We start from the raw sequence: 25919 nt of genomic DNA on the forward strand, positions 1-25919 counted from the left end.
GAGAACCAACAACTGAATAACACCACAACTGCACCACCAGCTATAACTACAGGTGCAGCGTGTTGTAACCACAAAGTTTTCCCCACCCCCGCCCCCACAAAGGGCCGGGCCGGTGGCGGACACAGGGTTACGGCGGTCATAGCGTGGGGGAAACGCCCGGTCCCATTCCGAACCCGGAAGCTAAGACCCACAGCGCCGATGGTACTGCACCCGGGAGGGTGTGGGAGAGTAGGTCACCGCCGGAACATCATTCAGGTCGAGGACCCCAACCACCAGGTTGGGGTCCTCCCGCATTTAACCACCCCCACCACCCATTCACACCCTCCCTCACCACCCGCACCCCCCACCCGGACCCTCCCTCACCACCCGCACCCCCACCCGGACCCTCCCTCACCACCCGCACCCCCGGACCGGACCCTCCCTCACCACCCGCACCCCCCCAACCCGACACCTGAGGGAGGGGCACCCCCAGGACCGCCGAACCTGAGGGAGGATCACAGCCGTGAAACCGGCTAGCGGCCCCGCAAGGGTTTTGCCCTGGCTGTAACCAGCTCGAGCAGCGGTCGTACGGAGGGACGGATCCATTGCATTGGCGCCGTACATGTATTCGGAGTTGCTATCCGGGGCGACCGTTTCGACTTTGCTGCCGTCGGCGCGCAGCTCATCGACCTGTGCTGCCAGCTGCATGGCCCACCCTGGCGGCATCCGGGTTCTGCCGCCAAACGGCGACAGGACCAGGACCCGGGCGTAGCCGGCAGCTAAGTCGGCATTCTCGTTGCGTCGGTAGCCGCCGTCGACATATCGGTTGTCGCCGATCCTGTACGCGAAGGCACTCGAACAGCTGGCGGCGACAGCGTCCGACAGGTCGATTCCGCTATGGCGATCGAATACGACCGGTTCGCCGGTCTGAGCACTAACGGCAGTGATGAGCACCGATCGCGCGGGCCAATGCGGACTGGGCAGCCGTGAGGCGACTGTCGCGCGCCATCGCGCCTGCCCGGAGGCATCCGACGACGACTCGAGACTGAGTGCTGCCGCGCCAATCCTGCGGCGCATGTCAGCCGCGTTCGCAGAGGCGGCGATAATGTTTCCCGTTCTCTCCATGTGGTCTGACGCCGTCCTGACGGGCACACGTCCGCTGTCGGGTCCGACCGGAGCAGCCCGTTGTTGGGGTTTCGCAGCAAGGATCGCTGCAAGCAGGTCTTCCGGGGATGCGCCGGTTATCTGCGCCGCGGCCGTTGCTCCGGCGGATGTTCCGATGACCAGGTCAGCCCCGGTCACATCCAGGCCGGCATCGAATAGCCCGGCGATGATGCCGATGAGCCACGCGTTGCCTGTGGATCCGCCGCCGCCGAGTACCAGTGCCCGCTCGCCCGAAGTACTGCGCGGACGTGAAAAAGATGTTGTGTTCATGGGAGTCGCCTTTCGCGAATTGCCTGGCGTGCGCTCCCGGAGGCGACTACTTCAGCCGCGCGATCGTGGACTGCAGGGGAGCGCCCATTGCGGATACTGCGTTCATGGGTCTCACCTCCTGCCGACGGATCACGATCGCCACGAAAGTAGCACGCCACGGTGAGAGCGCACAATCAGCATGGGGCGGAACCTGCGGGAGCGTCGGGCTGGAGCGGGCAAAACGTGAGGGAGGGTTGAGCAGGACTGTGCGAAAGATGAGGGAGCGTCGGGAAGGGGGTGGGCGGGTAGAGTAGTTGCCCATGGATAACCTCTTCAGCCATGCTCCGTCGAGCGTGCCGGACCCTGGCGCGGCGGACGAACTTGACCCCGTTGTGGTCAGTGTTGTGGTCCCCGGCGCCGTTGCCCGGGCCTTCATGGGCTTCACCGAGCACACGCACCTTTGGTGGCCGCTCGAGGACCACAGTGTCTACGGTGCCGGCTCCTACGTGGAGTTCGAGGAGAGCCTCATCCTGGAAACGGCGGATGACGGCAGAACGGCTGTCTGGGGATCGATCGACGACTGGCAGCCGCCACTGTCCTTCCACGCCAGCTGGCACCCCGGAACCACGGCGTTATGGTCCACGGAGCTGCGGGTGGCCTTCAAAGCGGTCGAAGGCGGGACGGAGCTTCGCCTGGTCCACGGCGGCTGGGAAGGGGCCGAGGACCCCGAAGCCACCCGCGCCGACTATGAGGCCGGTTGGCCCGGCGTGCTCGACAGGTTCGTGCGCTTCATGGGCGGCGCCTGAGCCGGGACGTTAGTCCCGGGCCGGAACCGGGTCCACCGGCGGAACGGCAGTGCTGGTGCGGATCACGAAGCGGGTGGGATATTCGGTGTCCGCGGCCGCCAGGTCCGCTCCGTCGTCGAGCCCTGCCAGCAGCCGCCGGACAGCCAGGGCGCCCTGACCGCGGGCGTCCTGGTCTATGGTGGTCAGCCCGAACACTTCGCCGAGCTCATGGCCGTCGATGCCGATGACGGAGAGATCCTGGGGCACGCGCAGGCCGAAATCGCGGGCGGCGAGGATGGTGCCGATCGCCATCTCGTCGGAGGCGGCGAAAACGGCCGTGGGACGCTCGGCCGAGCTGCCCAGGAGTTGCCGCGCACTGGCGTAGGCGCCCTGGATGGTGAAGTCGGCGGAGACCTGCCATTCGGGCCGCACCGGGAGCCCCGCGTCCCGCATGGCCTTCTTGAACCCCGCCTGCCGGGTACCCGGCAGGCGGAAGTCTTGCTCGTAGGCGGCGTCGCCGGTCATGTGGGCGATTCTGCTGTGGCCGAGCTGGATCAGGTGCCGGGCCGCGGCCTCGGCGATGCCGGAATCATTGATGCGGATGGTCGACGCCCCGGGCAGCGGGCCGCCGATTCCCACGATCGGGCGGTGGATGGCCAGCAGCTGATCGATCTCGGCCTCGGAGAGCTCCAGGGACACCGCGATCACGGCATCCACGCGCTTGCGGAGCAGGAAGTCGTTCAGCACGCTGTGCCGCCGCTCCTGCCCCCCGCTGACGTTGTAGAGGGTGAGGTCGTAGCCGGCGTCGAGCAGGGTAGCCGAGACGCCTTCGACCACCGAGGAGAAGAACCACCGGTGGACCGACGGGACCACGACGCCGACATTGTGGTTGCGCCCGGAGGCCAGGCTGGAGGCGTGGTAGGACAGGACGAAGCCGAGCTCGGCGGCCGCGGCTTGGGCGCGTTCCCGGCTGCGCGGGGAGACGTTGCCCTTGCCGCTCAAGGCGCGCGAAACGGTGGCGATGGAGAGGCCGGCCCGTTCCGCGACGTCCTTGATGCCCGGCATTTTCAGCGCTCCGTGTCCTCGATGTAGATTTCCAGCCAAACGGTTTCACCTGAGCTTAACTGATCCCCCGGGCTGGACATGTCCCCTGCGGCGTAACCCGCGTCCGGGGACCCCGCGCTGCGCAGCAGCACCCGCCCCGCCGGGATCGCCAGCGGTCCGGGGCCGACGTTCAGCAGCACCAGTGTTGTCCCGTTGAGGAAGGCCAGGCTGCTGTCCGTGCAGAGGTCCTCATACCAGGACAGCGAGCCCCGGCCGAGGCCCAGTTCACGGCGCAGGTCCAGCATGCGCTTGTAGAGGTTCAGGTGCGACGACGGCGAGGCGGCCTGCACGTCGCGGGCCAGTGCTGCGAAGCTGTCCGGCTGCGGCAGCCACGGGTCCTGCCCGCCGCCGAAACCGGCGTGGGGTTCGGCGGCCCGCCACGGCAGCGGGACGCGGCAGCCGTCGCGGCCCAGCCGCTCGCCGCCGGTGCGCGCGAACGTGGGGTCCTGCCGCCGGTCATCCGGGATGGCGATCCCGTCCGGGAGGCCCAGTTCCTCGCCCTGGTACAAGTAGGCGCCGCCGGGCAGCCCCAGCATGAACATCGAGGCTGCGGCCGCCCGGGACCGTCCCAGGTCCTCGTCCGGCTGCGGGTCCGCGACGCCGATGCCGTCGCCGTCGCGCGGCGCCGGGCCGTCGTACCCGAACCGGGTGGCGTGCCGGACGACGTCGTGGTTGGAGAGCACCCAGGTGCTGGGAGCGTCGACGGCGTCCAGTGCGGTCAGCGATTCGGTGATGACACTGCGCATGCGGTGCACGTCCAGGCCCGCGTGCAGGTACGGGAAGTTGAAAGCCTGGTGCATTTCGTCCGGCCGGACCCAGTCGGCGAGCCGGGGGAGCGGGTCCACGTTAGCCTCTGCGCAAAGGATCCGGTCGGGGCCGTACTCGGCCAGGATCCGCCGCCACTGGCGGTAGATGTCATGCAGGGCCGGCTGGCCGAACATCGGGGCGTCATGGCCCGGGAAGCCGTCACAGCTGTTGCCGTCCGCGCGTCCGCCCCACTCGGGCAGCCCGGGCGCCTTGACGAGGGCGTGCGCCACGTCCACCCGGAACCCGGAAACGCCGCGGTCCAGCCAGAAGCGCAGGATCCGCTCGAATTCGTCATGGACGGCGCGGTTGTCCCAGTTGAAGTCCGGCTGCGAGGAGTCGAAGAGGTGCAGGTACCACTGACCGGGGGTGCCGTCCGGCTCGGTGATCCGGGTCCAGGCGGAACCGCCAAAATGGGACTGCCAGTTGTTCGGCGGCTCGTCGCCGGAGACCCCGCGGCCGTCGCGGAAGATGAACATGTCCCGCTCCGGGCTGCCGGCCGCCGCGGCCAGGGCGGCCCGGAAGGCCGGGTGCTGGTCAGAGCAGTGGTTCGGCACGAGGTCCACGATCAGCCGCAGGCCCAGCCGGGAGGCCTCGGTCATCATCGCGTCGAAGTCGGCGAGGGAACCGAACAGGGGGTCGACGTCGCAGTAGTCGCTGACGTCGTAGCCGGCGTCGCGCTGCGGCGACCGGTAGAACGGGGAAAGCCAGACGGCGTCGATGTCCAGATCGGCCAGGCGGGCCAGTTCGGCGGTGATACCGGCGAGGTCGCCGACGCCGTCGCCGTTCAGGTCCCGGAACGAGCGCGGATACACCTGGTAGATGACGGCGGAGCGCCACCACCCGGGCAGCTGGTCGGCGGCATGCACCGGGGTCAACACCCCCGTCAGGGGACCGGCCTGCACAGTGGGTCGGAAGCCGGCCGGCGCGGCGGGGGAGCAGAGAACTGAATCTACGGACATGACGGCAATCGTAAGTCCCGAACCCCGAAAATGAAAACGCTTCCAACAATTGCCGGTCCGGCCCTCGGGCCGATGCTCGGGCCTCCCTCTGCCCGCAGCCCCTTGCTGCAGAGGGAAAAGCGGGTCATGTGGCTCCTGCGCCGTCAGTCCGCTAAACCGCGCGAGAAACAGATGGTGCCCCTACCAGGCGGTACGCTGACTTTTCAAAGCGACGCCAACCGTGTACTTTGGAAGCGCTTGCAGCTGTGAGCCACATCACCGACGATGCCACCGGGCTCTGGAAGGGACTTCCAGGGCCTTACGCGTGGATGCAGGATTTATGAAAGGGACACCAATGAAGGTGCAGAACACCCTCACGAACGGGACGAGCCGCCGGGTCTTCACCGCCGGCGCGCTCTCCGTAGTGGCCGCGCTGGCTCTCAGCGCTTGCGGCGGCGCCGCAGCCACCGCACCGGCCACGGCGACGGCCAAGCCTGACCTGAAGGCTTCCGGCGCCAGCACGATCACCATGTGGGTCGATGCCGAGCGTTCACCCGCGCTGAAGGACATTACGGCCAAGTTCCAGGCCGACACCGGCATCGAGGTCAAGCTCGTCGTTAAGGACTTCGCCGCTGTCCGCGACGACTTCATCACCCAGGTCCCTACCGGCAAGGGCCCGGACCTGATCGTCGGCCCGCACGACTGGGTCGGCAAGTTCGTCCAGAACGGCGTGATCGCGCCGGTGGAGCTCGGTGACAAGAAAGCCGCTTTCCAGGACTCCTCCATCAAGGCCATGACTTACAACGGCTCCGTCTACGGTGTCCCGTACGCGATCGAGAACATCGCCCTGCTGCGCAACACGGACCTCGTCCCGCAGAGCGCGAAGACCCTGGATGAAGTGATCGCCAACGGCAAGAAGGCCGTGGCCGACGGCAAGGCGAAGTTCCCGTTCCTGGTGGGCATGGACCCGAAGCAGGGCGACCCGTACCACCTGTACCCCTTGCAGTCCTCCATGGGCTCGGAGGTCTTCGGCAAGACCGCCGACGGCAGCTACGATCCCAAGCAGCTCCTCCTCGGCGACGCCGCCGGCGTCGAGTTCGCTAAGAAGCTCGCCGCGTGGGGCGATGCCGGGGAGAAGATCATCAACTCCAACATCACCGGTGACATCGCCAAGGAGAAGTTCCTGGCCGGAGAATCCCCGTACTACCTGACCGGCCCGTGGAACGTGCCGGACGTGCAGAAGAAGGGCATCAAGTTCGCCGTTGACGAGCTGCCCACCGCCGGCGACAAGCCCGCCCAGCCGTTCATCGGGGTCAACGGATTCTTCATCAGCGCCAAGAGCGCCAACGCCCTGGCCACGAACGAGTTCGTCACCAACTACCTCACCACCGAGGCGGCGCAGGACTCCATGTACAAGGCCGGAGGCCGCCCGCCGGCACTGAAGGCTTCGTTCGAGAAGGCCGCCAGCGACCCGGTCGTGGCAGCGTTCGGCAAGATCGGCGCCGCCGGCGTTCCGATGCCGGCCATCCCGGAAATGAGCGCCGTCTGGGCCGACTGGGGCGCCACCGAGCTCGCGCTCATCAAGGGCCAGGGCGATCCCGCTGCGGACTGGGCCAAGATGGCGGCCAGCATCAAGGCCAAGATCGCGGGCTAGTTTCCGCACAGCACCGGGCCGGGCGGCAGAGCATGCCGCCCGGCCCGTTCCCGCACCACCCCAGCTTTCTCCCGAGGACTGTAGACAGCCATGACAGACACCGAACTCCGCCAGGCCGGCGATTCCGCCGCAGCACCAGCCGGTAAATCCGCCGGGCACCCTGCCGGCAAACCCGCCCGGAAACCGGCACAGAAACCGGGAGGGAAACCAGCCGCCCGCCGCCTGCCCTTCGGCCCCGACACCACCAAGGGAACGGTCGCCAAGATCGTGCTGCTGGGCCTCGTGGACGCCGTCGCCGTCTACGTGCTCATGATGTTGTTCCTTAGCCAGTCCTGGGCGGTGCTGGCAATCTCCGCCGCCGTCGTGCTGGCGATCAACTGGATCTACCTGCGCAAGGGCGGGCTTCCCGCGAAGTACCTGGCCCCCGGCGTCCTGTTCCTGCTGGTCTTCCAGGTGTTCGTGGTCCTGTTCAGCGGCTACATCGCCTTCACCAACTACGGTGACGGGCACAACAGCACCAAGGACGACGCGATCGCGGCCATCCAGTTGACCGCGCAGAAGCGCGTCCCCGACTCCCCGACCTACAAGGCCTCCGTGCTGTCCAAGGACGACTCCTTCTATCTGCTGTTCACGGGCCCGGACGGCAAAGTCTCGCTCGGCAGCACCGGAAAGCAGTTGGAGCAGGTTTCCGGCGCCGGAACGGATTCGACCGGGAAAGCCAACGCCCTCGACGGATACAGGACCCTGAACTTCCAGGAAATCGTCGCTAACCAGCAGCGGATCCTGGACATCACCGTCCCGGTGTCCGCCGACCCCGCAGACGGCACCCTGCGAACCGCCGACGGCAGCTCCGCCTACCAGTACAAGCCGGCCCTGAGCTACGACGCCGCCGCCGACACCTTCACGGACACGGACACGGGCGCCGTCTACAGGGACAACGGCAAGGGCGCCTTCGCCACGGCCGGCGGCGAGACCCTGACCACCGGCTGGAAGATCGACGTCGGCATGGAGAACTTCGCGCGCGCCTTCACCGATCCGAGCCTCCGCGGCCCGCTGCTGGGTGTCATCCTCTGGACCTTTACCTTCGCCGTGGCCTCCGTGGCGCTCACGTTCGCCCTGGGACTGTTCCTGGCGATCACCTTCAACCGGGAGGACCTGCGCGGCAAGCGGATCTACCGCATCCTCATGATCCTGCCCTACGCGTTCCCGGCGTTCCTGTCCGGGCTGGTCTGGTCCGGGATCCTCAACCCGCAGTTCGGCTGGCTCAACCAGACCCTGCTGGGCGGGGCCACGATCGGCTGGCTGACGGACCCCGTCCTGGCCAAGATCAGCGTGCTCGTAGTCAACCTCTGGCTCGGCTTCCCGTACATGTTCCTCGTCTGCACCGGCGCCCTGCAGTCCCTGCCCACCGAACTGGACGAGGCAGCCCGGATGGATGGCGCCAGCCCGTGGCGGGTGTTCCGCTCCATCAAGCTGCCGCTGCTGCTTGTCTCGATCGCCCCGCTGCTGATCTCCTCCTTCGCCTTCAACTTCAACAACTTCAACGTGATCTTCATGCTCACCGGCGGCGGCCCGCGGTTCGCGGATACGGACCGGGACATCGGGGCCACGGACATCCTGATCACCCTCGTGTACAAGGTGGCGTTCGGACAGGGCACCGGACGCGACTACGGCCTCGCCAGCGCCCTGGCCATCATCATCTTCATCATCGTGGCCACCGTCTCGGCCATCAGCTTCAAGCAGACCAAGGCACTTGAGGAAGTGAACTCATGAACGGCTCAGCACCGCGCACCGGCACCACGCTGGAAGCACCCGGCTCCGATCTCCGCAGCGAATCGGGCAGGACCGGCGCCGCGGACCTCGCGCTGCTGCAGCGCCGCAAACCCTTCGGCGCCTGGGTCAGGGACAAGGGCTGGCGGCACGCCGTGGGGATTGCCGTCACCGTCTTCGCCGTTTTCCCGCTGCTCTATGTGCTCTCCGCGGCCTTCAACTCCACCGGCACCCTGGTGGGATCCAACGCCCTGTTCAGCCGGTTCGACGTCGGCAACTTCACCGAGCTGATGAACAACCCCTCCCGGCCGTTCGCCCGCTGGTTCGTCAACACCATGGTGGTGGGCGGCGTGACCTCGGCGGCCACCGTGTTCCTGGGCGCCATGGCCGCCTACGCGTTCTCCCGCATGCGCTTCACCGGGCGCCGGGTGGGACTGCTGAGCCTGCTGCTGCTCCAGATGTTCCCGCAACTGCTCGCCGTCGTCGCGATCTTCCTGCTCCTGAGCGGCATCTCCGAGGTCATCCCGGCTCTGGGCCTGGGCAGCCAGCTCGGCCTGATCATGGTGTACCTCGGCGGCGCCCTGGGCGTGAACACCTACCTCATGTACGGGTTCTTCAACACCGTGCCGCAGTCCCTGGACGAGGCCGCCAAGATCGACGGCGCCAGCCACGCGCAGATCTTCTTCGGCATCATCATGCGGCTGGTCACGCCGATCCTGGCCGTCGTGGGCCTGCTGTCCTTCATCGGGATCTCCGGCGAGTTCGTGATCGCCAGCGTCGTGCTGACCGACCCGGACAGCCAGACCCTCGCCGTCGGGCTGTACTCCTTCGTGGCCCAGCAGCGCTCCGAGAACTGGGGCGTTTTCGCCGCTGGCGCCGTGATCTCCGCCGTTCCGGTGATGGCCCTGTTCCTGTACCTGCAGAAGTACATCGTCAGCGGCCTCACCCAGGGCTCGGTGAAGGGCTGATCATGGACGGACCGGGCATGGCGCTCCCGGCCGGCGCTGGCCCGCTTCCGCACCACGACGGCTCGGGCCTCCACGCGCCTGTTCGCGCCGAACGGGGCGCGGAGGTCCGCCTGCGGCTCCGCGTCCCGGCTGTTTGGGGCCGGGCAGCCAGGGTCTGGCTCCGATCCCTGCACGACGGCGAGCCGCGCTACGATCCCGCCGCCAGCCTGGGCGAGGCCGACGGCTGGGTCTGGTGGGAGGCGGCCACCGTGCCGACCAACCCGGTGACCCGCTACCGCTTCCTGCTGGAAGTCCCGGAAGAATCCGCCGGGGCTAAAAACCGCGGCGGCGCCGGCCGGCTGCAGTACTGGAGCCTCAACGCCCAGGGACTGTTCAGCCGGGACGTCTCCGACTATGCCGACTTCCGGCTGACCACGTTCCGCCCGGCCCCCGAATGGCTGCGCCGGGGCACGATGTACCAGGTCTTCCCGGACCGCTTCGCGCGCTCGGCCGCTTCCGACGACCTGGCGTCGGCGCGTCCGACCCCGGACTGGGCCGTGCCCTGCAGCTGGGACGGCACCCCGGTGGAGGGCGCCGGCCCGCACACCCCCTACCAGTACTACGGCGGGGACCTCCGGGGTGTCACCGAGCGGCTGGACCACATCCAGCAGCTCGGGGCGGACGTCATCTACCTCACCCCGTTTTTTCCGGCCCGCTCCAACCACCGCTACGACGCCGCGACCTTCAGGCGCGTGGATCTGCTGCTGGGCGGCGACGAGGCCCTCATCGAACTCGTCGAAGCTGCCCACGCCCGCGGCCTGCGCGTGATGGGCGACCTCACGGCCAACCACTCCGGCGACGCCCACGAATGGTTCCGCCGCGCCCTGGCGGACCCGGCCTCCGAGGAAGCCGGGTACTACTACTTCAACGCGGACCACACGGCGTACGAATCCTGGTACGGCGTCCCGTCCCTGCCCAAACTCAACTGGGCGTCCCCGGGCCTGCGCCAGAAGTTCGTCCTCGACGACGATTCCCCCGTGGCGCGCTGGCTCCGGCCGCCGTTCAACCTCGACGGCTGGCGGATCGACGTCGGCAACATGACCGGCCGGCTCGGCGCCACCGACCTCAACCAGGACGTCGCGCGGCTCATCGCGGACCGGGTCCGGGCCATCAACCCGGACGCTGCGCTGCTCGCCGAGGCCACCAACGACGCCGCACCGGACTTCACCGGCGAACACTGGCACGGCGCCATGACCTACTCCAACTTCACCCGCCCCCTGTGGTCCTGGCTGGCCGGCGACGCCGGGCACGTCAACTTCTTCGGAACTCCGCTGCCCGGTTCCAACCGGACCGCGGCCGAGGACTTCCTCGCCACCCACCTGGACCTCTCCGCCGCGTTCAGCTGGGACGTCCGGCAGCAGAACATGAACGCCCTGAACAGTCACGACACCGCCCGGGCAGCCACCGTGATGATCGACGGCGGCCAGCGGCTCGGCGCGGTGCTGATGTTCACGCTGCCCGGGGTTCCCGTGATGTTCGCCGGGGACGAGTTCGGGCTCGAGGGCGACAACGGGGAGTATTCCCGCACCCCCATGCCCTGGAACGATCCCGGCCGCATCCGCACCGACCTGAGGGCCGACTACGCGGCCCTCACCGCGCTGCGCCGGGAACAGCCCGCGCTCACCGGCGGCGGAGTGCGCTGGCTCCACGCCCGCGGGGACGTCCTCGCGTTCGTGCGCGAAACCGCCCACAACGCCGTCCTGGTAGTGGCGGCCCGGGCCGGAGCCGGCGTCGAACTCGCTCCCGGATCGCTCTCGCCGGCCCAGCTCGCGGCCCTGGCGGGTCCGCCGGCCTACGCGACCGCGGCAGTCGAAGTGGCGCTGTCCCCGGCGGACGCGGCCGCCGTGCTGATCCGCACCAGCGGACCGGCGGCCGCCGCCTGGGTGCTGCCCGGGACCAGGGTGCCTGTCCCGCAGCCTTAGAAGGGGAGCCTGAGACCGGGAGCCTTAGACTGGGAGCCGGATTCGACCGAACTGGAGACCGCATGCGCAGCATCATCGACGAGCTGACCTCTGCCCTGGACCCGGCCAAAATCGCCGTGGACGCCGCCACCCTGGCCGCCTACGCCGTGGACCAGGCGCCCGTCCTGGACTATCAGCTCCCGCAGGCCGTGGTCTTTGCCGAATCCGTGGCCGACGTGCAGGCCACCGTCGCCGCCTGCGCCGCCCGCGGCGTCGCGCTCGTGGCCCGCGGGGCCGGCACCGGCGTCTCCGGCGGCGCCCACGCGAGCGAGGGCTGCGTGGTGCTCACCCTCGAACGGATGAACCGCATCCTGGACCTCAACCCGGATGACGAGACCGCCGTCGTCGAACCCGGCGTCATCAACGCGGACCTCAATGCCGCCGCCGCCGAACACGGGCTCATGTACGCCCCCGACCCGGCGAGCTTCAAGATGTCCACCATCGGCGGCAATGTCGCCACGAACGCGGGCGGGCTGCGGTGCGCCAAGTACGGGGTGACCCGGGACTCGGTCCTGGCCCTCGACGTCGTGCTGGCGGACGGCTCGCTCATCCACACCGGACACCAGACCTTCAAAGGCGTCGCCGGCTACGACCTCACCGGGCTGTTCGTGGGGTCGGAAGGGACGCTGGGGATCGTGGTCGGGGTGACCGTGCGCCTGAAGTACCTGCCGCGCGAGGTCCACACCATCGCGGCCTTCTACCCGGACTTCCGCAGCGCCGCGGCCGGTGTCCTCGCCGTCGGCCGGGCCCGCGTGCAGCCGGCCATCATGGAACTGCTCGACGGCGGTTCGCTCGCCCAGCTCGACGACCTCCACGGCTCGGACCTCGCCTCCCGCGGCAAGTCACTGCTTCTGATCCAGACCGACGGGTTCGGCGCGGCGGCCGAGGCCGCCGCCATTCGCCCGGTCCTGGCCGCCGGCGGGGCGGTGGTGACCATGGAAGCCGACGCCGAGGCCGAGCAGCTGGTTGAGCTGCGCCGCAACAGCCGCGGGACTGAGGTGGATGACGAATACCGGGTGGGCGAGGATGTGGCGGTGCCGCGCTCGCGGCTGGTGGACTACGTCGCGGAACTCGAGGCCATCGCGGCCGAACACGCGGTCCAGCTCAAGGTCGTGGCGCACGCCGGCGATGGCAACCTGCACCCGACGTTCTGGATCGACCGGGTGGACAACACCGTGGACCCCGAGGCCATGGGCCGCCTCGGCGCCGCACTGGACAAGTCCATCACCGTGGCCCTGGCCATGGGCGGCACCATCACGGGCGAACACGGCATCGGCCAGTACAAGCTGCGCTGGCTCGGCCTCGAGCAGAAGGAACCGGTGCGTGAACTGCAGCGCCGGATCAAGGAGCTATTCGACCCCGCCGGGATCCTGAACCCGGGCAAGGCGATTTAGCACACCCGTGCTGCATGGCGGCCCCAAGCGGCTGCGCGGCGCGGGGCACTAGTCGTCGGCGTCCGGGTACTCGGCGAGGGACTCCTCGGCGCCGTAGCGTGATTCCTCGGTTTCCACCTCGAGGATCTTCAGCAGTTCCGTGTCCGGGTTAAGCATGATCGCGGCCTCGTCCCGGCGGTGCCGGAGCTCGTTGTCGATGTAGGACTGGACGGCCTCGGCCAGGGGGATGTGCCGGTTTTCTTCCTCGGACCGGTACCAGCGGTGCTCCAGGACCTCGTGGACCGCCTCGGCCGGCTCCAGTTTGCCGGAGAGATCGCGCGGGATGGCCCGCACGATCGGCTCGAAGATCTGGCTGACCCACAGGTGAGCACTGTATTCCTCGTCCATGCCCGGGTTGTTGTCCGCCCGGAAGGAGTCCATGTCGTTCAGGAGCCGGCGGGCCTGGTTTTCCTGGGCGTCCAGCCCGGTCAGGCGCAGCAGCCGGCGCTGGTGGTGGCCGGCGTCGACCACCTTGGGCTGGAGCTGGATGGTGGAGCCGTTCTGCGTCGTCTTGATGGCGTATTCCTCGACGTCGAAGCCGAGCTCGTTGAGCCGCCGGATGCGGGCGGCCACGCGCCAGCGTTCCCCGATCTCAAACGACTCCTTGGCCGTCAGCTCGGTCCACAGCCGGCGGTAGCTGTCCATGATGAGCTCGCTCGTGGCCACGGGGTCGACCTTCTCCTCGATCAGGCCGCCGTCGAGCAGGTCCATGAGCTCCCCGGCAATGTTGACCCGGGCGATTTCGAGGTCGTACTCACGCTGGCCGGTGGACAGATCCGGGTACAGCTCGCCGGTCTCGGCATCCACGAGGTAGGCGGCGAACGCGCCGGCGTCACGGCGGAACAGGGTGTTGGAAAGCGAGACGTCACCCCAGTAGAAGCCGATCAGGTGCAGCCGGACCAGCAGCAGCGCCTGGGCGTCGATAAGCCGCGTCAGGGTGTCCTTGCGCAGCATCTGGGAGAAGAGCGCACGGTATGGCATGGAGAACTTCAGATGCCGGGTGACCAGCACCGGGTTCAGCGGCCGGCCCTCCGGGGTGGTGCGTCCGGTGATGACGGCCACCGGCTCCACGCAGGGCACGTCCAGCCGGGCGAGCTTGCGGAGCATGTGGTATTCGTGCCGGGCGATGTGCTCCGAGGTTTCCTTGATGGCGATGACCGAGCCGCCCAGGTGGGCGAAGCGCACAATGTGCCGGGAGATGCCGCGGGGGAGTGCCGCGAGATACTCGGCCGGCCAGTCCTCGAGGGCGATGTGCCACGGCAGGTCCAGGAGTTCGGGCTCGGTGGCGGCGGCGGTGATGCTCAGCGAACTGGACACCAGGGAGGCTTTGTCATCATTGGCGCTCGCCGCCTCGTGCCGGGGCAACTTGCCGATCTGGCCGTAGTCGGTGGGCTCGTCGTGCCACTGGGCGCCGTTTTCCTCGGTCATGTGGGGTTTTCCTCGGTCATGGGTCAATTCTTCCGTGTTTCTTGGGCCGTGCCTAACGCAGAGCAGTTAAAGCCCGACGGCGGCCCTCCAGTGAGGAGGACCGCCGTCGGTTGCTAAGCAGGGCCCACGCCGGCAGGGTTCCCTGGCCGAAGCGGAGCGAGGTTAGGGAGCCGGTGGGGATTAGTCGCCGAGGCGCTGACCGGTCTTGGTGTCGAACAGGTGCACGTGGCCGGACTGCGGGCGGACCCAGACGGACTCACCCTTCATCGGGGGGCGGCGGCCGTCGACACGGGCCACGATGTCGTGGCTCTTGCCGTCCAGCGTGGTGTGGCCGTAGACGTAGGCGTCGGCGCCGAGTTCCTCGACGACGTCGACCTCCACCTGGAGGCCTTCGCCCTGGGCAACCGTTTCCAGGTCCTCCGGTCGGGTGCCCAGCGTGACGGTCTGGCCGTGGGCCTCTTCAAGGACGTCGCGCGGCACCGGGTACACGGTCCCGCCGAACTGGACGCCGCCGTCGACCACCGGGAGTTCGAGCAGGTTCATGGCGGGGGAGCCGATGAAGCCGGCCACGAAGACGTTCTTCGGCTTGTCGTAGAGGTTGCGCGGGGTGTCAACCTGCATCAGCAGGCCGTCCTTGAGCACGGCGACGCGGTCACCCATGGTCATGGCCTCGACCTGGTCGTGCGTGACGTAGACCGTGGTGACGCCGAGGCGGCGGGTCAGGGACGCGATCTGGGTGCGGGTCTGGACGCGCAGCTTGGCGTCGAGGTTGGACAGCGGCTCGTCCATGAGGAAGACCTGCGGGTTACGCACGATTGCGCGGCCCATGGCAACACGCTGGCGCTGGCCGCCGGAGAGTGCCTTCGGCTTGCGGTCCAGGTACGGCTCGAGGTCCAGGAGCTTGGCGGCCTCACGGACGCGCTCGGCGCGCTCTTCCTTGCTGACGCCGGCGATCTTCAACGCGAAGCCCATGTTGTCCGCGACGGTCATGTGCGGGTACAGGGCGTAGTTCTGGAACACCATGGCGATGTCGCGGTCCTTCGGCGGAACGTCGGTGACGTCGCGATCGCCAATGAGGATGCGGCCGGAGTTGACGTCCTCAAGACCTGCGAGCATACGCAGGGAGGTCGACTTTCCGCAGCCGGAGGGTCCGACGAGGACCAGGAATTCGCCATCGGCGATGTCAATGTTGAGCTTGTCAACAGCGGGCTTATCGGTGCCCGGGTACAGACGTGTTGCGTTATCAAAAGTAACTGTAGCCACAGTTATCAATCCCTTCACCGGCAGGTACGTGCCGGACGATCCGTTGTGAATGGTTTTTTTATTCAGTTGGTAATTCAGTTTTGGGTCATCACGTGCGTACTCCCCGGCCGGGGCCGAGGAGCAGGACAACGCGTATCCTGTGACGCCGCACGGTGCCTGTGCGCCACATCACATACAGAGTATGTCAGATACATGGCATCTGGGCGAAAATGTTACGGATGTCACATGTGGGGTCCCTCACGCGGCGTCGGAGCGGGGTGTATAGGCTGTGCGCATGACTTCACTGCAGATCTATGTCAGTTTCCCCGGCACAGCCCGTGAAGCACTTGGCTTCTACGCGGATGTTTTCGGCGGAGAGCTTGCCTTGTTCACGTACGAGGAATTCAACCGCAGCGACGGTCCGCCGGATGCCATTGCCCACGGACAGCTGACCGGCGCGGTCGCTTTGGCGGGATCGGATGCGGCCGCGGGCGAGAAAAGCGTCCGGTTCGAAGGCCTCATGCTCTCGCTGCTGGGGACCGCCGAACCGGCAGTTCTGCACGAGTGGTTCGACAAACTCGCCGTTGACGGCCGGGTGGTCGATCCCCTTGCCCCGAAGCCCTGGGGCGCCTCAGACGGCCAGGTCGTCGACCGTCACGGCCTGCACTGGCTGATTGGCTACGAACCCGTTTCCTGAGCAACGCACGGTCTCCCGGGCGGCAGGCAACGGCTAGCTCTCCGGCTCGACTGCCTTCCGACGCTCCCGCAGCAGGGCTTCGAGCAGCTCGCAGACGTGGAGCGGCGACTCCACCCGGAACTCGGCCTGGGTGAAATCCAGCCCCACTTTGACGCCGAGGTCCCCCGGGATGAGGCTGGCCAGGGCGTCCTCGTCGGTGGTGTCGTCCCCGGCGAACGCCACGGCGGAAGCGCCGGTGGCCTGCCGGAGGAAGGCAATGCCCTCGCCCTTGGAGGCGTGGACCACCGAGGTTTCCAGGACCCGGTTGCCGGTCTTCAGGAAGACGCCGCTGCGGTCCTGCAGGACCGCCCGCGCCGCCGCGACGGCGTCCTCGGCGACGTCGTCGGCCGCCAGCCGGGTGTGGAGGACGACGCCGGCCGGCTTGTCCTCCAGCAGGGTCCCGGGCGCCTCCTGCACGATCCCCTCCAGCTCGCGGCGGACTTCGGCCAGCAGGTCCCGCTGGGCGTCGTCCAGCATCAGCTCCGAGGACCCGGGGCCCATCCAGACCTCGGCGCCGTGGCTGCCGATCAGCAGCGTGTTCTCCGGCGGGGAGGCGACCGCGCGCAGGCTGTCCAGCGCCCGGCCGGAGATGAGCGCGGTCGTCGTCCGGGGAAGTTCCGCCAGCGCCGCGAACGCGGCGGCGGAACGGGGGAGGGCACGGGCGTCGGCGGCGTGGTCCACGAGCGGGGCCATGGTGCCGTCGAAGTCCATCGCCACCAGCAGGTGCTCGGTGCCGGCGGTGCGGCGCACTGCCTCCAGCAGCTCCGGTGAGAGCGAGAGCGGCGCGGCGTCCCGTTTGTTGGTTTCGGCCGGTTCAGGAGTCATCGCGGACCACCTTTTCGGCCAGCGCGGTCAGGAAGTCCGAGGACCAGAGGTCGACGTCGTGGTCCAGGATCTGCTTGCGCATGGCCCGCATCCGGCGCGACGCCTCCGCCGGCTGCATGTGGACGGCCTTCATGATGGTGTCCTTGAGCCCGTCGATATCGTGCGGGTTCATCAGAAGTGCCTGCTTGAGCTGGTCCGCGGCGCCTGCGAATTCGCTGAGCACCAAGGCGCCGTCGTTGTTAGTCCGTGCCGTGACGTATTCCTTGGCGACCAGGTTCATGCCGTCCCGCAGCGCGGTGACCAGCATGACGTCGGCCGCCAGGTACAGGGCGACCATTTCCTCGATCGGGTAGCTGTGGTGCAGGTAGCGGACGGCGGTGTTCTGCATGGTGTCGAAGGTGCCGTTGATGTGGCCCACGGTGCCCTCGACCTCTTCACGCAGCAGGCGGTACTGTTCCACCCGCTCCCGGCTGGGACTCGCCACCTGGATCAGGGTCGCATCCTCCACGGTGAGCCTGCCGTCCTCCAGCAGTTCCTCGTACGCCTTGAGCCGGTGCCGGATGCCCTTGGTGTAGTCGAGTCGGTCGACGCCGAGCAGGATGGTCTTGGGGTTGCCGAGGTCCCGGCGGATCTGCCGGGCGCGCTCGACCACCTCCGGCTGCTTCGCCAGCTCGCTGATCTGCTTGACGTCAATGGAAATCGGGAACGACTGGGCCCGGGCAATGTGGGTGGTCTCGCCGTCGGCGCCCTTGACGTGCACCTGTTGCTGCTTGACGCTGGCACCGAGGAAACGGCGGGCGGAGCGCATGAAGTTCCCGGCGTCGCTGCTGCGCTGGAAGCCGACGAGGTCGGCGCCGAGCAGGCCGTCGATGATCGCCCGCCGCCAGGGGAGCTGCGCGAAGATTTCCGGCGGCGGGAACGGGATGTGGTTGAAGAACCCGATTTTCAGGTCCGGCCGCGCCTCCCGGAGCATCTTCGGGACCAGCTGGAGCTGGTAGTCCTGCACCCAGATGGTGGCGGCCTCGGCCGCGTGGCGGATGACGGCGTCGGCGAACCGCCTGTTGACCTTCCGGTAGGCGTCCCACCAGGCACGGTGGAACTCCGGCGGGGCGATCACGTCGTGGTAGAGCGGCCACAGCGTGGCGTTGGAGAAGCCCTCGTAGAACATCTCGATGTCGTGCGTGCTCAGCTGCACCGGGATGAGGTCGATACCGCCGTGGCTGAAGGGCTTGACGGTCTCGTCCGGGGCGCCGTGCCAGCCCACCCAGGCGCCGTCGGTCTTGGTCATCATGGGCGCCAAGGCCGTGACGAGGCCGCCGGGGGAGCGGCGCCAGCCGTCCTCGCAGCCGGGCTCATCGTCCGGGCAGCGGTCGACGGGCAGCCGGTTGGACACGACGATGAAGTCGAATTGGTCTGCCGCGTCGGTGCCGCCTGCCTCCGCTTCGGCGCTCCCCGCCGTGGCGGTATGTTTCGCGCTGTGATCGGCGCTTTCCGTTGCTTCCATTGGTGCCCCCTGGGGTCGCTCGTGGCTCTTTACCACCCTAGCCGCACGGAATCTTCCGGGCTATTCGTCCGTTGGGCAGGCGGAAGAGAAACTTGAAACCGCAACTTCTCAGGTTTCTCCCCTAAAATGATGAATTGCCACTGAGTGGACCACCCCTGGCCGATCGACCCGAGGAACTAATGAGCCCCGCAAACGACCCCCGACAGTCCAAGGCAGAGCGCACGGCCGCGGCGCGCGAGAAAGCCCGTGAGATCCGCGAAGCGCAGGTGAAGAAGGACAAGCGCAACAAGCTGCTGATCGGCTGGGGCATTGTTGCCGCCGTCGTCGCCATCATCGTGATCGTGGCCCTGGTTGTCACCTCGAACATCAAGAACAACGCCCCCGTGGCCGACGAAGGCCCGACGCCGGCCAACGGCAACGTCCATGGCGGCATCACCCTGCTGGCCAACACCGAGGTCGCCAAGACCGATCCCGCCACCGTGAAGCTCTCCGATCTTCCGGCCGCGCCGGCCACGCCGCCGTCCCCGGTCACGGCCCCCGGCGCCGAAGCTGAGGCCGGCAAGCCGGTCAAGGTGGTCCTCTACATCGACTTCATCTGCCCCGTCTGCAAGAACTTCGAGGCGCAGTACAACGAGACCCTCACCAAGCTGCGCAACGACGGCAAGATCACGGTGGAATACCGCCCGCTCGGCTTCCTCGACAGCCGCTCCACCACCAACTACTCCTCGCGCGCGGCCAACGCCGCAGCCTGCGTGGTCAACGAATCCCCGGAGAAGTTCTCGGCTTTCTTCGATGAACTGTTCGCCAAGCAGCCGGCCGAAGGCAGCGCCGGCCTTTCGGACAACGAGCTGAAGAAGATGGCCACCGACGTCGGGGCCAAGAGCATCGACCAGTGCGTGGATGACAAGACGTACCGCCCGTGGGTCAAGCACACCACCCAGGAGGCCTCGGTGATCGGCATTACCGGCACCCCCACCGTGTTCGTTGAGGGCAAGCAGTGGGGTGTCGGCGACAGCGCCCAGACCCCGTTTGACCAGTACCTGCAGGCCGCGGTGGACGCCAAGAAGTAACCTGCGGAATCCTGTGCAGCTGCAGGCTGCAACAGGAAGGCCCTGTCCCGGAATTTTCCGGGGCAGGGCCTTCCTGTTGCAGGGCAGCCGGCGCCCCTGCCTGCACTCCCGCCGCCGTTTTTATCCTCGGGTGTCCGTGGGCTACCCTTATCTAGCGTCCAGGCGCCGTCCCGTTCGCGGGCGGCCGCGGGACTGCGAACGCCTCCTTAGCTCAGTTGGCCAGAGCACCGCTCTTGTAAAGCGGGGGTCGTCGGTTCGAATCCGACAGGGGGCTCTGAAAACCCCTCCATTCCGGCGATTTTGCCCGGGATGGAGGGGTGCTTTATGTGCGAAAACAGGGCACGACACGCTTACGGCACGCTTTGGAAAAGTTCCGATGACCGACGTCGGAACAGTGGCCGCATAAAAGTCAATATGCAGTTAGGCAGCAAGTCCTTGGGACCGGCCGAGGCGGCAGAACCTTGCGTGGTCACGGGGAAAGGGAAGTTCCTGATCTTCTCCGTGTACTGGTCCATTCCGTAAGCGGTGATCGCGGTGACAACCAGGCAAATGACAGTCCCGGTGATTCCCAGAATCAGCCCCGCCGTGCCCGTTACTCTGTCCCGCGCAAACCCTGTGCGGGCGAAGTGGTCGAGAATGATCACAGGGCGACAAGGTAGAGGAATGCTATTGGGAGATCTCCGACGCCAAGTACAACATCATCGCCAACAACTTCATTAGCGTCTCGCCGCAGTTTACGATCACCATCCCGGCGACGGCATCCGGCTTCACAGTGAAGGGCACGGGCGAACGGCCTGCGCACCCTCGACCCCGGCCTACTCGAAATGCACACCATCGACGGCCAGGTCTGCAAGATCGTCCCGATGGACATCCGCCACAAGACGTTCACTTCCTCGGTGTCCTCACCGTTCAAGCTCAAAGAAAACTCCAAGTCACGGATCACCGACGGCCACGACGTGGCCGAGGTCATGATGGAGTCCCTGCGCTTCGGCGACGGCTCCCTGCGCGCGGTGTTCACGCAGCCCACGGCCCGCAGCGCCGGGCCGCTGATGATCTTCCGCCCCCACAACACCGGGGCACCGCTGTACGCCATGGAGAACCCGTTCGACCCTCCGGGCAAGGCGCTGAAAAACAAGCGCTGGCTCAGCGGCGAGGCCGTCCCCGCCATCGACGGCCGCGACGTGCCCCTCGACGTCGTCCTGGCCGGCGCCCCGGTCGAATAAGGCCGACCAAATACCGAAGCCCTCCCGCACCGGCTGTCACCTGCGCGGGAGGGCTTCTTCATGCCCCGGTCCGGGCGGCTACCTGAGCGCCCGCACCGACGCTGAGGTCGTGGTCAGGAAGCCGGTCCGGGTGCCGGTCGCCTTCGCCATGATGGTCCTGCCAGCATCGGAAGCGGTGAGCTTGTAGGATTTCGCCGTGGCGCCCGGGATCCGGACGCCGGAGCGGTACCACTGGTAGGTGAACGCCGACGGCCGCGGCTGCCAGCTTTCAGCGCCGGTATAGACGGTGAGGGTGGATCCGGGCTTCGGGGTGCCTTTGATAGTTGCGTACGTTAGGTAGGAGAAGAACGGCCTCGGGGCGATCTTCGCCGTCTTTACCTCCGGATGGATCAGTCCGCCGGCCTTGAAGCTGAGCACGGTGCCGGCATCGGCGGGTGCCGGCTGGTACGTCAGCGACGTGGCACCTCTGATCGGGGCGCCGTTGCGGTACCACTGGGGTGAGGCCATTGCGTCGACCGTCCCCTGGTCCAGTCCTACCGGGACGGCAAGGACTGCTGTCAGCTGATTGCTGACCTGTGCCTTGCCCCGGATGGTGACACCGGGGGAGGGAAGCTTCACGCGCGCGACCGTGACCGCAGCGGATTTGGACTCTGTGTAGGCGGCCACGCCCCACTGGTAGGCGCTGGCCACGACACGGATCGACTGGCCGACGTCTTCCGCCTTCACCTTGTAGACCTGCCCGGTGCCGACCCTGTCGGTCCCGCGGTACCACGTGAAGGCGATCCCCGCTGCGGGCTGCGGCGACCAGGTGCCCGGGGTGGCGAACAGCACGCCTCCGTACTTGAGTTCGCCGCTGATGACGGGCGGTGCCTTGATACCGTACTTGGGCAGGGTGCCGAGCACGACGGTGGACGTGCCCAGGTTGACGATGCCGGGCGTCGAGATGGTGATCTTCTTCGCGGAGGTGTACCCGGCGGCCATGTCGAAGGTGCTCTTGCCCCCGTACCACTTGTCGGCGAAGGTCAGTGGGTTCCGGCCGGTGCCCCCGTACGGGTCCCAGACGCGAACCTTGTAGACGGTCGAGCTATCAGCCTTGAAGCTGAAGGTGCCGTCCTCCCCGGTGGCGGAATACTGGGTCTGCCAGGAGTCTTCCGCCGCTCCCGACAACGGCTGGTCGGCGTTGGTGTACGGGGTCACCTGCAGGCCCTGAATCGGTTTCCCGTCAGGTCCGACCACCTTGCCGATGATGACTGAATCGTAGGCCAGCGCCTGAGCCGGCGCCGCTCCCGCAACCAAAGCAAGCAGCGCCAGGGCTGCAGTGAGAAGACCGGCCACGGGCCGAGCAAGGGTCAAGATTTTCAAGTTTCCCCCAGGAAAAGTCGAGTGATGCTCGAATCCTAACGTCACGCCACCCGACTGCGCTCCTCCGCCGCCGGGATCACGTCATGCACTGCCCTGTTTTGCGTGCCTCGCCCCCTCGGGAAGCGGAGAGTCGTCCGCGATTCCACCCCAGAGGCGCGGAGTTGCGCGAGGCGGCCAGAATCGACAGCAGGGCTTCAAAGGATTCATCCACAACCGGCGTCTTTTTATCTAATGGGCCAACCGGATAGGGCCCTGCGGCGGGAGTTAACAGCTGCCCTTCGGAGCAGTGTGCTGGCATTCGACCGTGATTCTGATCCCCGCGACGGCACCCGTCCAGGGACCCGTCGGGTCGTGCCGGATCAGATCGGCCACGACGTATCCTGCCTGCAGTTCGACGACGCGCTTTAGCGTCCCAGAACACTCGAGATCGAACGACAGCGGTTCGGCACCGGTCCGGGGATCTTGGGAGAGGAACATCTGGACGCCCGGGGTGCCCACACAGGCTGCCGTTACAGTGTGGGCGCCGCCAGCCTTCACCGTCGCAATCTTGCTGAAGCCAACCCCTGGCCCATCGGCCGGACCGGAGTCGCTAAGCACCACAGTCCCCGTCGTCCCTGCAAGACGCTTCTTCAGGTCGGCGTAATTGCTCGATTCCACGGCCAGCACGTCCGGACCTTTTGACGGGACGGTCGGCGCAGGACGAGCCGTGCGCGCGGCCGCCGTCGAAAGAGCATCACCGTCATCCTCGTAGGCACAGGCAGTCATGCCGCCGGCCAACAGCGCGGTCACGATGAGTGCCGCAACGCGGCCCACAGCTTTTGTTCCCCCAGGTCCAGACATGCGCTGAGTCTACGGTTGATCGTCTGAAGGACAAGTCATCCAACCTCGGCACGCGGCGCCTTCGGGCACTGAGCCGGCTGCCACTTCTGCACCGCGATGTCCTTTGCCCGAGCTGCCGGTGGGCGATGGAGGATCTACCCCAATGACTTCCGTCGTGCAAGAATCGCCGCGTGGATGAGGATGAGCGGCATATAAGGGACGAATTGATGATGCTCGATGCCCTGCTACGGGCGATGGACCGTCGTGACGCGGTCTTCCAGATGATTGAGGATTCGGAGGACGAGGACGAAGCAAGACGCCGTGTGGGTCAGCTGTTGGGTGTGGGGGACTTGGGCAGCAGGGTGGTCCTCGACATGCAGGTTAGAAGACTCACCCGGGACCAGCGTCAGAGGCTCGCTTCCCGGGCAGCAGAACTTAGGTCAATGTTGCCTGAGGGCCGCTGAGGAATTCTCGGAAGCATCCGACGCCAGAGACGTGGATGCCCCGGAACCAAATCCCAGGAGCCGCCCATCCATGCCTCTTGACAGCCAGAACGACATGTCAGAATCCCGGTGACTCAGCGTCCACGAGGTTGAGGACATCCTTGAGCATCGCCACGGCTGCTCCTTGGGGACTCGAACGGCCACCCTGCACCGTGATGTCCCCAGCGTCAGGACAGACAAAGACTACTGCCTTCTCAGGGCCGGCGATGTGGCGCAGGGGGTCCTGCGCGGCCACGGATTCCAGTCGCACACTCACCAGCATCGGCCGGTCGAGGGAAGCGCTGGCGACGGCACGAAGGCGGCGTCCCTGGCCGGCTGCCGCCAGGGCCCGGGCCGATGCCGTGTGGTCGATGGGGTCCAGCTGAACCTTCATTCGTGACACGTCCCAGCCCCAGACGAGGCCCGTCATCAGCCGCACCTTGGTGGCCGCGTCCTGCCCCGACAGATCTGCGGACGGGTCAGATTCGGCGATGCCGCGGCGTTGTGCTTCCAGAATCGCGTCGGCCAGCCCGGCTCCGCCGGAAAGCTGGTCCAAAACGAACGTTGATGTGCCGTTCGGGCAGGCACGGACGGCGTTGCATCCGAGGCCACGGACGCCGAGCCGGGCCAGGTCCGCTGCCGGCAGGGCGGCGCCGGTTGCTCCTGAGATGCGGATGCGGCTCCGCCCGATTTCGGCAGCCCGTTGCAGTTCCCGCCAGTGGCTCACCAGGTGGCTCTTCGTTGCTGTCACGACATGGACGCCCCGTCGCAGGGCAGCGATCGCCTCATGGGTGGCGCGCGAATGCGCTTCCTCAGAGGACGGGAGGGCCTGGACCAGGACGGCCGCCCGGGTTGCGGTGAGCGCGTCATCGATCGAACCGAGTGGTTCCCACGACGAGCGCTCCGGCACGACTGGTTCCTCGCCGAGGCGCACTTCGGTGTGGTGCCCCCGGATGCCGGCGACATGAATCCCGGTTTCCTGCAGCGGGACAAGGTTCACGAATGACTGGCCGACGTTGCCGTACCCGGATAAAAGGAGCGGCACGGTCGGCTGAAAGCGGCTTGGCATGTCTGTCCTCGTCCTTTGGGTTATGGCTCCACGGGGTGCTCCTGCACCCGTTTCGGTCACGCCGGCCGTACTCACGGTTTCTGGCCTGCGAGGACCTTCCTGGCGGCGGTGCCGCGGTAGCCGCTGCAGTCCCGGGTGTAGGTGCCGCCATAGTTCTTGTCGGCGCCCATGGCATAGGCCATGCAGTCGGCGAGCTGTTCCTTCCCGGCCCAGCCGTAGATGGCGTTCATCCGCGAGGTGAGCTTGGCGTCGTCGTTGTACAGCTTGTAGGAGGCGATGTGGGCGCACTCGTGCAGTGCCACGTACTGAAGTGACTTCCCGGTCCCGTACGTCTGGGCCATTTCGATGCGGTAGGACGGCCACCACGCAAAGCTGGTGTAGCCGCCGATAAGGGTGATGACCTGCTTATCGCAGTAGGGCTTCATGTAGTTGTAGGCGGCCTTCTTGTACCCGGTGTAGTCCGCCGGATTCATGTGGGCGATGGCGGTGGATCCGGACGTCCAGGACTTCTCTTGGGCCGTGGCGGCCACGGTGAACCGGTAGCGCTTGCTGGTCGTGGCATTCACCAGCGGGGTCTTGACGGTGGCTTTCCAGCCGGACGCCTTGGTGAAGTCGACAGTCCGGATGGTCTGCCAGATTCCGTTCCGGTATTCCTGGAGTGACCCACGACGGTTGCCGAGCGCGCTGTACAGGACATAGGTCGTGGACCATTGCGTCCCCGCCGCCACACGGCCCTCAGCGGTGGAGAAGGGATTGTTCGTGAAGGAATCCGCGGCCCAGATGGAGGTTTCCTGCCGGGCGTAGGTGACGGGCAGCGGGTCCGAGGTGGCGATCCGCTTGCCGGACTTGTTGAGGACGGCCCGGAACCTGGCCGTGCCTTCCGTCGCGAACGTGTAGGTCAGCCTGGCGCTGTCGGTTTTCAGGACAGGGCTCGTTTTCACGGTCGTCCAGATGCCGCCCGTGAGGCGTTGCAGGGAGATCGTGGCTCCGGTGAAGCCGTACCCGGAAAAATTGAAGACCTTGGCCGGCTCCGAGTTCCAGTTGGGCGACCACAGATACACGGCCGAACCGAAGGAGGTCAGCTGCGGTACCGGCGAAGTATGTCGCTGGGGCGTCCCGGCTGCAACGACCGGGCCGGCATCCTCCATGGCCAGGACCGGGTCTGCCGGCACCAGCAGTCCGGCCGCCACCGCCAGTGCGGCGGCCACGGCCGCGATAGTCCGGCGCATTCTGATGCTGGTACCCCCGGATGCAGCGCATCGCGTTCTGATTTTCAATTCCCCCACCTTGATCACGAGTCGCGGGGGA

At 67.1% G+C, this 25919-nt stretch carries 21 protein-coding genes, 1 tRNA gene and 1 rRNA gene; 12 read left to right on the top strand and 11 right to left on the bottom strand.

What is annotated here, in order from left to right:
* Positions 1-128 precede the first annotated feature (128 nt).
* A 5S ribosomal RNA gene (rrf, locus tag CFN17_RS10295) occupies positions 129-245 on the top strand.
* Positions 246-390: 145 nt separating this feature from the next.
* On the opposite strand, the gene CFN17_RS10300 is transcribed toward rrf, so the two are convergent.
* Complete coding sequence (locus CFN17_RS10300; RefSeq protein ID WP_208747635.1) at positions 391-1413, bottom strand: patatin-like phospholipase family protein; 1023 nt, start codon at positions 1411-1413, stop codon at positions 391-393.
* 299 nt (positions 1414-1712) lie between these two features.
* Between CFN17_RS10300 and CFN17_RS10305 the strand changes: the two genes are divergently transcribed.
* Positions 1713-2198, top strand: a complete 486-nt coding sequence (locus tag CFN17_RS10305) for an SRPBCC domain-containing protein (protein WP_208747636.1) — start codon at positions 1713-1715, stop codon at positions 2196-2198.
* Between the two features lie 9 nt (positions 2199-2207).
* Here the strand turns inward: CFN17_RS10305 and CFN17_RS10310 are convergent, their stop codons facing one another.
* Together CFN17_RS10310 and CFN17_RS10315 are read right to left on the bottom strand one after the other, a co-directional pair.
* Positions 2208-3242 carry a LacI family DNA-binding transcriptional regulator gene (locus tag CFN17_RS10310; RefSeq protein WP_208747637.1) on the bottom strand — a complete coding sequence of 345 codons (1035 nt, stop codon included), beginning with the start codon at positions 3240-3242 and terminating at the stop codon, positions 2208-2210.
* Positions 3243-3244: 2 nt separating this feature from the next.
* Positions 3245-5047 carry a glycoside hydrolase family 13 protein gene (locus tag CFN17_RS10315; protein WP_261792145.1) on the bottom strand — a complete coding sequence of 601 codons (1803 nt, stop codon included), beginning with the start codon at positions 5045-5047 and terminating at the stop codon, positions 3245-3247.
* A gap of 334 nt (positions 5048-5381) precedes the next feature.
* Between CFN17_RS10315 and CFN17_RS10320 the strand changes: the two genes are divergently transcribed.
* The 5 genes from CFN17_RS10320 (at position 5382) to CFN17_RS10340 (ending at position 12812) form a co-directional block, all read left to right on the top strand.
* On the top strand, positions 5382-6680 hold the full coding sequence (locus tag CFN17_RS10320; RefSeq protein WP_208747638.1) for a maltose ABC transporter substrate-binding protein: 1299 nt from the start codon (positions 5382-5384) through the stop codon (positions 6678-6680).
* Positions 6681-6770: 90 nt separating this feature from the next.
* Complete coding sequence (locus tag CFN17_RS10325) at positions 6771-8453, top strand: ABC transporter permease subunit (RefSeq protein WP_208747639.1); 1683 nt, start codon at positions 6771-6773, stop codon at positions 8451-8453.
* Positions 8450-9418, top strand: coding sequence for a sugar ABC transporter permease (locus CFN17_RS10330; protein WP_208747640.1), 969 nt, complete (start codon positions 8450-8452; stop codon positions 9416-9418). Before CFN17_RS10325 ends, CFN17_RS10330 begins: the two co-directional genes overlap by 4 nt.
* A 2-nt stretch (positions 9419-9420) precedes the next feature.
* On the top strand, positions 9421-11379 hold the full coding sequence (locus CFN17_RS10335) for a glycoside hydrolase family 13 protein (RefSeq protein ID WP_261792146.1): 1959 nt from the start codon (positions 9421-9423) through the stop codon (positions 11377-11379).
* A gap of 62 nt (positions 11380-11441) precedes the next feature.
* Positions 11442-12812: an FAD-binding oxidoreductase gene (locus CFN17_RS10340; protein WP_208747641.1), complete on the top strand. Its 1371-nt coding sequence runs from the start codon at positions 11442-11444 to the stop codon at positions 12810-12812.
* 48 nt (positions 12813-12860) lie between these two features.
* On the opposite strand, the gene CFN17_RS10345 is transcribed toward CFN17_RS10340, so the two are convergent.
* Together CFN17_RS10345 and CFN17_RS10350 are read right to left on the bottom strand one after the other, a co-directional pair.
* Positions 12861-14279 carry a DUF4032 domain-containing protein gene (locus CFN17_RS10345; protein ID WP_208747642.1) on the bottom strand — a complete coding sequence of 473 codons (1419 nt, stop codon included), beginning with the start codon at positions 14277-14279 and terminating at the stop codon, positions 12861-12863.
* A gap of 180 nt (positions 14280-14459) precedes the next feature.
* Complete coding sequence (locus CFN17_RS10350; protein WP_208747643.1) at positions 14460-15542, bottom strand: ABC transporter ATP-binding protein; 1083 nt, start codon at positions 15540-15542, stop codon at positions 14460-14462.
* Between the two features lie 274 nt (positions 15543-15816).
* On the opposite strand from CFN17_RS10350, the gene CFN17_RS10355 reads away from it, so the two are divergent.
* Positions 15817-16218 (top strand): VOC family protein, encoded by a 402-nt coding sequence (locus CFN17_RS10355; RefSeq protein ID WP_208747644.1) that lies wholly within the window; start codon positions 15817-15819, stop codon positions 16216-16218.
* Positions 16219-16251: 33 nt separating this feature from the next.
* Here the strand turns inward: CFN17_RS10355 and otsB are convergent, their stop codons facing one another.
* Both otsB and CFN17_RS10365 read right to left on the bottom strand, forming a co-directional pair.
* Entirely contained in the window at positions 16252-17082 is an 831-nt protein-coding gene (gene otsB / locus CFN17_RS10360; protein WP_208747645.1) for a trehalose-phosphatase, read from the bottom strand.
* The gene (locus tag CFN17_RS10365) at positions 17072-18586 is read right to left on the bottom strand and encodes a trehalose-6-phosphate synthase (protein ID WP_208747646.1); all 1515 of its coding nucleotides are present in this window, start codon (positions 18584-18586) and stop codon (positions 17072-17074) included. The genes otsB and CFN17_RS10365 overlap by 11 nt, the downstream gene beginning before the upstream one ends.
* A 179-nt stretch (positions 18587-18765) precedes the next feature.
* Between CFN17_RS10365 and CFN17_RS10370 the strand changes: the two genes are divergently transcribed.
* The 3 genes from CFN17_RS10370 to CFN17_RS10380 all read left to right on the top strand — a co-directional run bounded on the left by CFN17_RS10370 (position 18766) and on the right by CFN17_RS10380 (position 20879).
* Positions 18766-19656, top strand: coding sequence for a DsbA family protein (locus CFN17_RS10370; protein ID WP_208747647.1), 891 nt, complete (start codon positions 18766-18768; stop codon positions 19654-19656).
* Positions 19657-19856: 200 nt separating this feature from the next.
* A tRNA-Thr gene (locus CFN17_RS10375) sits at positions 19857-19930 on the top strand.
* Positions 19931-20480: 550 nt separating this feature from the next.
* Positions 20481-20879 (top strand): hypothetical protein, encoded by a 399-nt coding sequence (locus CFN17_RS10380; RefSeq protein WP_208747648.1) that lies wholly within the window; start codon positions 20481-20483, stop codon positions 20877-20879.
* A 78-nt stretch (positions 20880-20957) separates the two neighbouring features.
* Here the strand turns inward: CFN17_RS10380 and CFN17_RS10385 are convergent, their stop codons facing one another.
* Both CFN17_RS10385 and CFN17_RS10390 read right to left on the bottom strand, forming a co-directional pair.
* Positions 20958-22232 carry a hypothetical protein gene (locus CFN17_RS10385; RefSeq protein WP_208747649.1) on the bottom strand — a complete coding sequence of 425 codons (1275 nt, stop codon included), beginning with the start codon at positions 22230-22232 and terminating at the stop codon, positions 20958-20960.
* Between the two features lie 273 nt (positions 22233-22505).
* The gene (locus CFN17_RS10390; RefSeq protein ID WP_261792147.1) at positions 22506-23054 is read right to left on the bottom strand and encodes a hypothetical protein; all 549 of its coding nucleotides are present in this window, start codon (positions 23052-23054) and stop codon (positions 22506-22508) included.
* 197 nt (positions 23055-23251) lie between these two features.
* Here CFN17_RS10390 and CFN17_RS10395 point away from each other — a divergent pair, with 197 nt between their 5' ends.
* Complete coding sequence (locus CFN17_RS10395) at positions 23252-23524, top strand: DNA gyrase subunit A (protein WP_208747651.1); 273 nt, start codon at positions 23252-23254, stop codon at positions 23522-23524.
* 97 nt (positions 23525-23621) lie between these two features.
* Here CFN17_RS10395 and CFN17_RS10400 read toward each other — a convergent pair whose 3' ends face one another.
* Complete coding sequence (locus tag CFN17_RS10400) at positions 23622-24611, bottom strand: homoserine dehydrogenase (protein WP_208747652.1); 990 nt, start codon at positions 24609-24611, stop codon at positions 23622-23624.
* 71 nt (positions 24612-24682) lie between these two features.
* Positions 24683-25840, bottom strand: coding sequence for a hypothetical protein (locus CFN17_RS10405; RefSeq protein WP_208747653.1), 1158 nt, complete (start codon positions 25838-25840; stop codon positions 24683-24685).
* Between the last annotated feature and the right edge of the window lie 79 nt (positions 25841-25919).

This window comes from Arthrobacter sp. PM3 (assembly GCF_003352915.1).
GTDB lineage: Bacteria > Actinomycetota > Actinomycetes > Actinomycetales > Micrococcaceae > Arthrobacter.

Excerpts from the sequence above, each read along its gene's own strand:
- CFN17_RS10340 (WP_208747641.1), top strand. The coding sequence starts at position 11,442 with ATGCGCAGCATCATCGACGAGCTGACCTCTGCCCTGGACCCGGCCAAA.
- CFN17_RS10405 (WP_208747653.1), bottom strand. The coding sequence starts at position 25,840 with ATGCGCCGGACTATCGCGGCCGTGGCCGCCGCACTGGCGGTGGCGGCC.
- otsB (WP_208747645.1), bottom strand. The coding sequence starts at position 17,082 with ATGACTCCTGAACCGGCCGAAACCAACAAACGGGACGCCGCGCCGCTC.
- CFN17_RS10370 (WP_208747647.1), top strand. The coding sequence starts at position 18,766 with ATGAGCCCCGCAAACGACCCCCGACAGTCCAAGGCAGAGCGCACGGCC.
- CFN17_RS10310 (WP_208747637.1), bottom strand. The coding sequence starts at position 3,242 with ATGCCGGGCATCAAGGACGTCGCGGAACGGGCCGGCCTCTCCATCGCC.
- CFN17_RS10380 (WP_208747648.1), top strand. The coding sequence starts at position 20,481 with ATGCACACCATCGACGGCCAGGTCTGCAAGATCGTCCCGATGGACATC.
- CFN17_RS10400 (WP_208747652.1), bottom strand. The coding sequence starts at position 24,611 with ATGCCAAGCCGCTTTCAGCCGACCGTGCCGCTCCTTTTATCCGGGTAC.
- CFN17_RS10365 (WP_208747646.1), bottom strand. The coding sequence starts at position 18,586 with ATGGAAGCAACGGAAAGCGCCGATCACAGCGCGAAACATACCGCCACG.
- CFN17_RS10325 (WP_208747639.1), top strand. The coding sequence starts at position 6,771 with ATGACAGACACCGAACTCCGCCAGGCCGGCGATTCCGCCGCAGCACCA.
- CFN17_RS10330 (WP_208747640.1), top strand. The coding sequence starts at position 8,450 with ATGAACGGCTCAGCACCGCGCACCGGCACCACGCTGGAAGCACCCGGC.
- CFN17_RS10305 (WP_208747636.1), top strand. The coding sequence starts at position 1,713 with ATGGATAACCTCTTCAGCCATGCTCCGTCGAGCGTGCCGGACCCTGGC.
- CFN17_RS10335 (WP_261792146.1), top strand. The coding sequence starts at position 9,421 with ATGGACGGACCGGGCATGGCGCTCCCGGCCGGCGCTGGCCCGCTTCCG.
- CFN17_RS10345 (WP_208747642.1), bottom strand. The coding sequence starts at position 14,279 with ATGACCGAGGAAAACGGCGCCCAGTGGCACGACGAGCCCACCGACTAC.
- CFN17_RS10315 (WP_261792145.1), bottom strand. The coding sequence starts at position 5,047 with ATGTCCGTAGATTCAGTTCTCTGCTCCCCCGCCGCGCCGGCCGGCTTC.
- CFN17_RS10320 (WP_208747638.1), top strand. The coding sequence starts at position 5,382 with ATGAAGGTGCAGAACACCCTCACGAACGGGACGAGCCGCCGGGTCTTC.
- CFN17_RS10355 (WP_208747644.1), top strand. The coding sequence starts at position 15,817 with ATGACTTCACTGCAGATCTATGTCAGTTTCCCCGGCACAGCCCGTGAA.
- CFN17_RS10300 (WP_208747635.1), bottom strand. The coding sequence starts at position 1,413 with ATGAACACAACATCTTTTTCACGTCCGCGCAGTACTTCGGGCGAGCGG.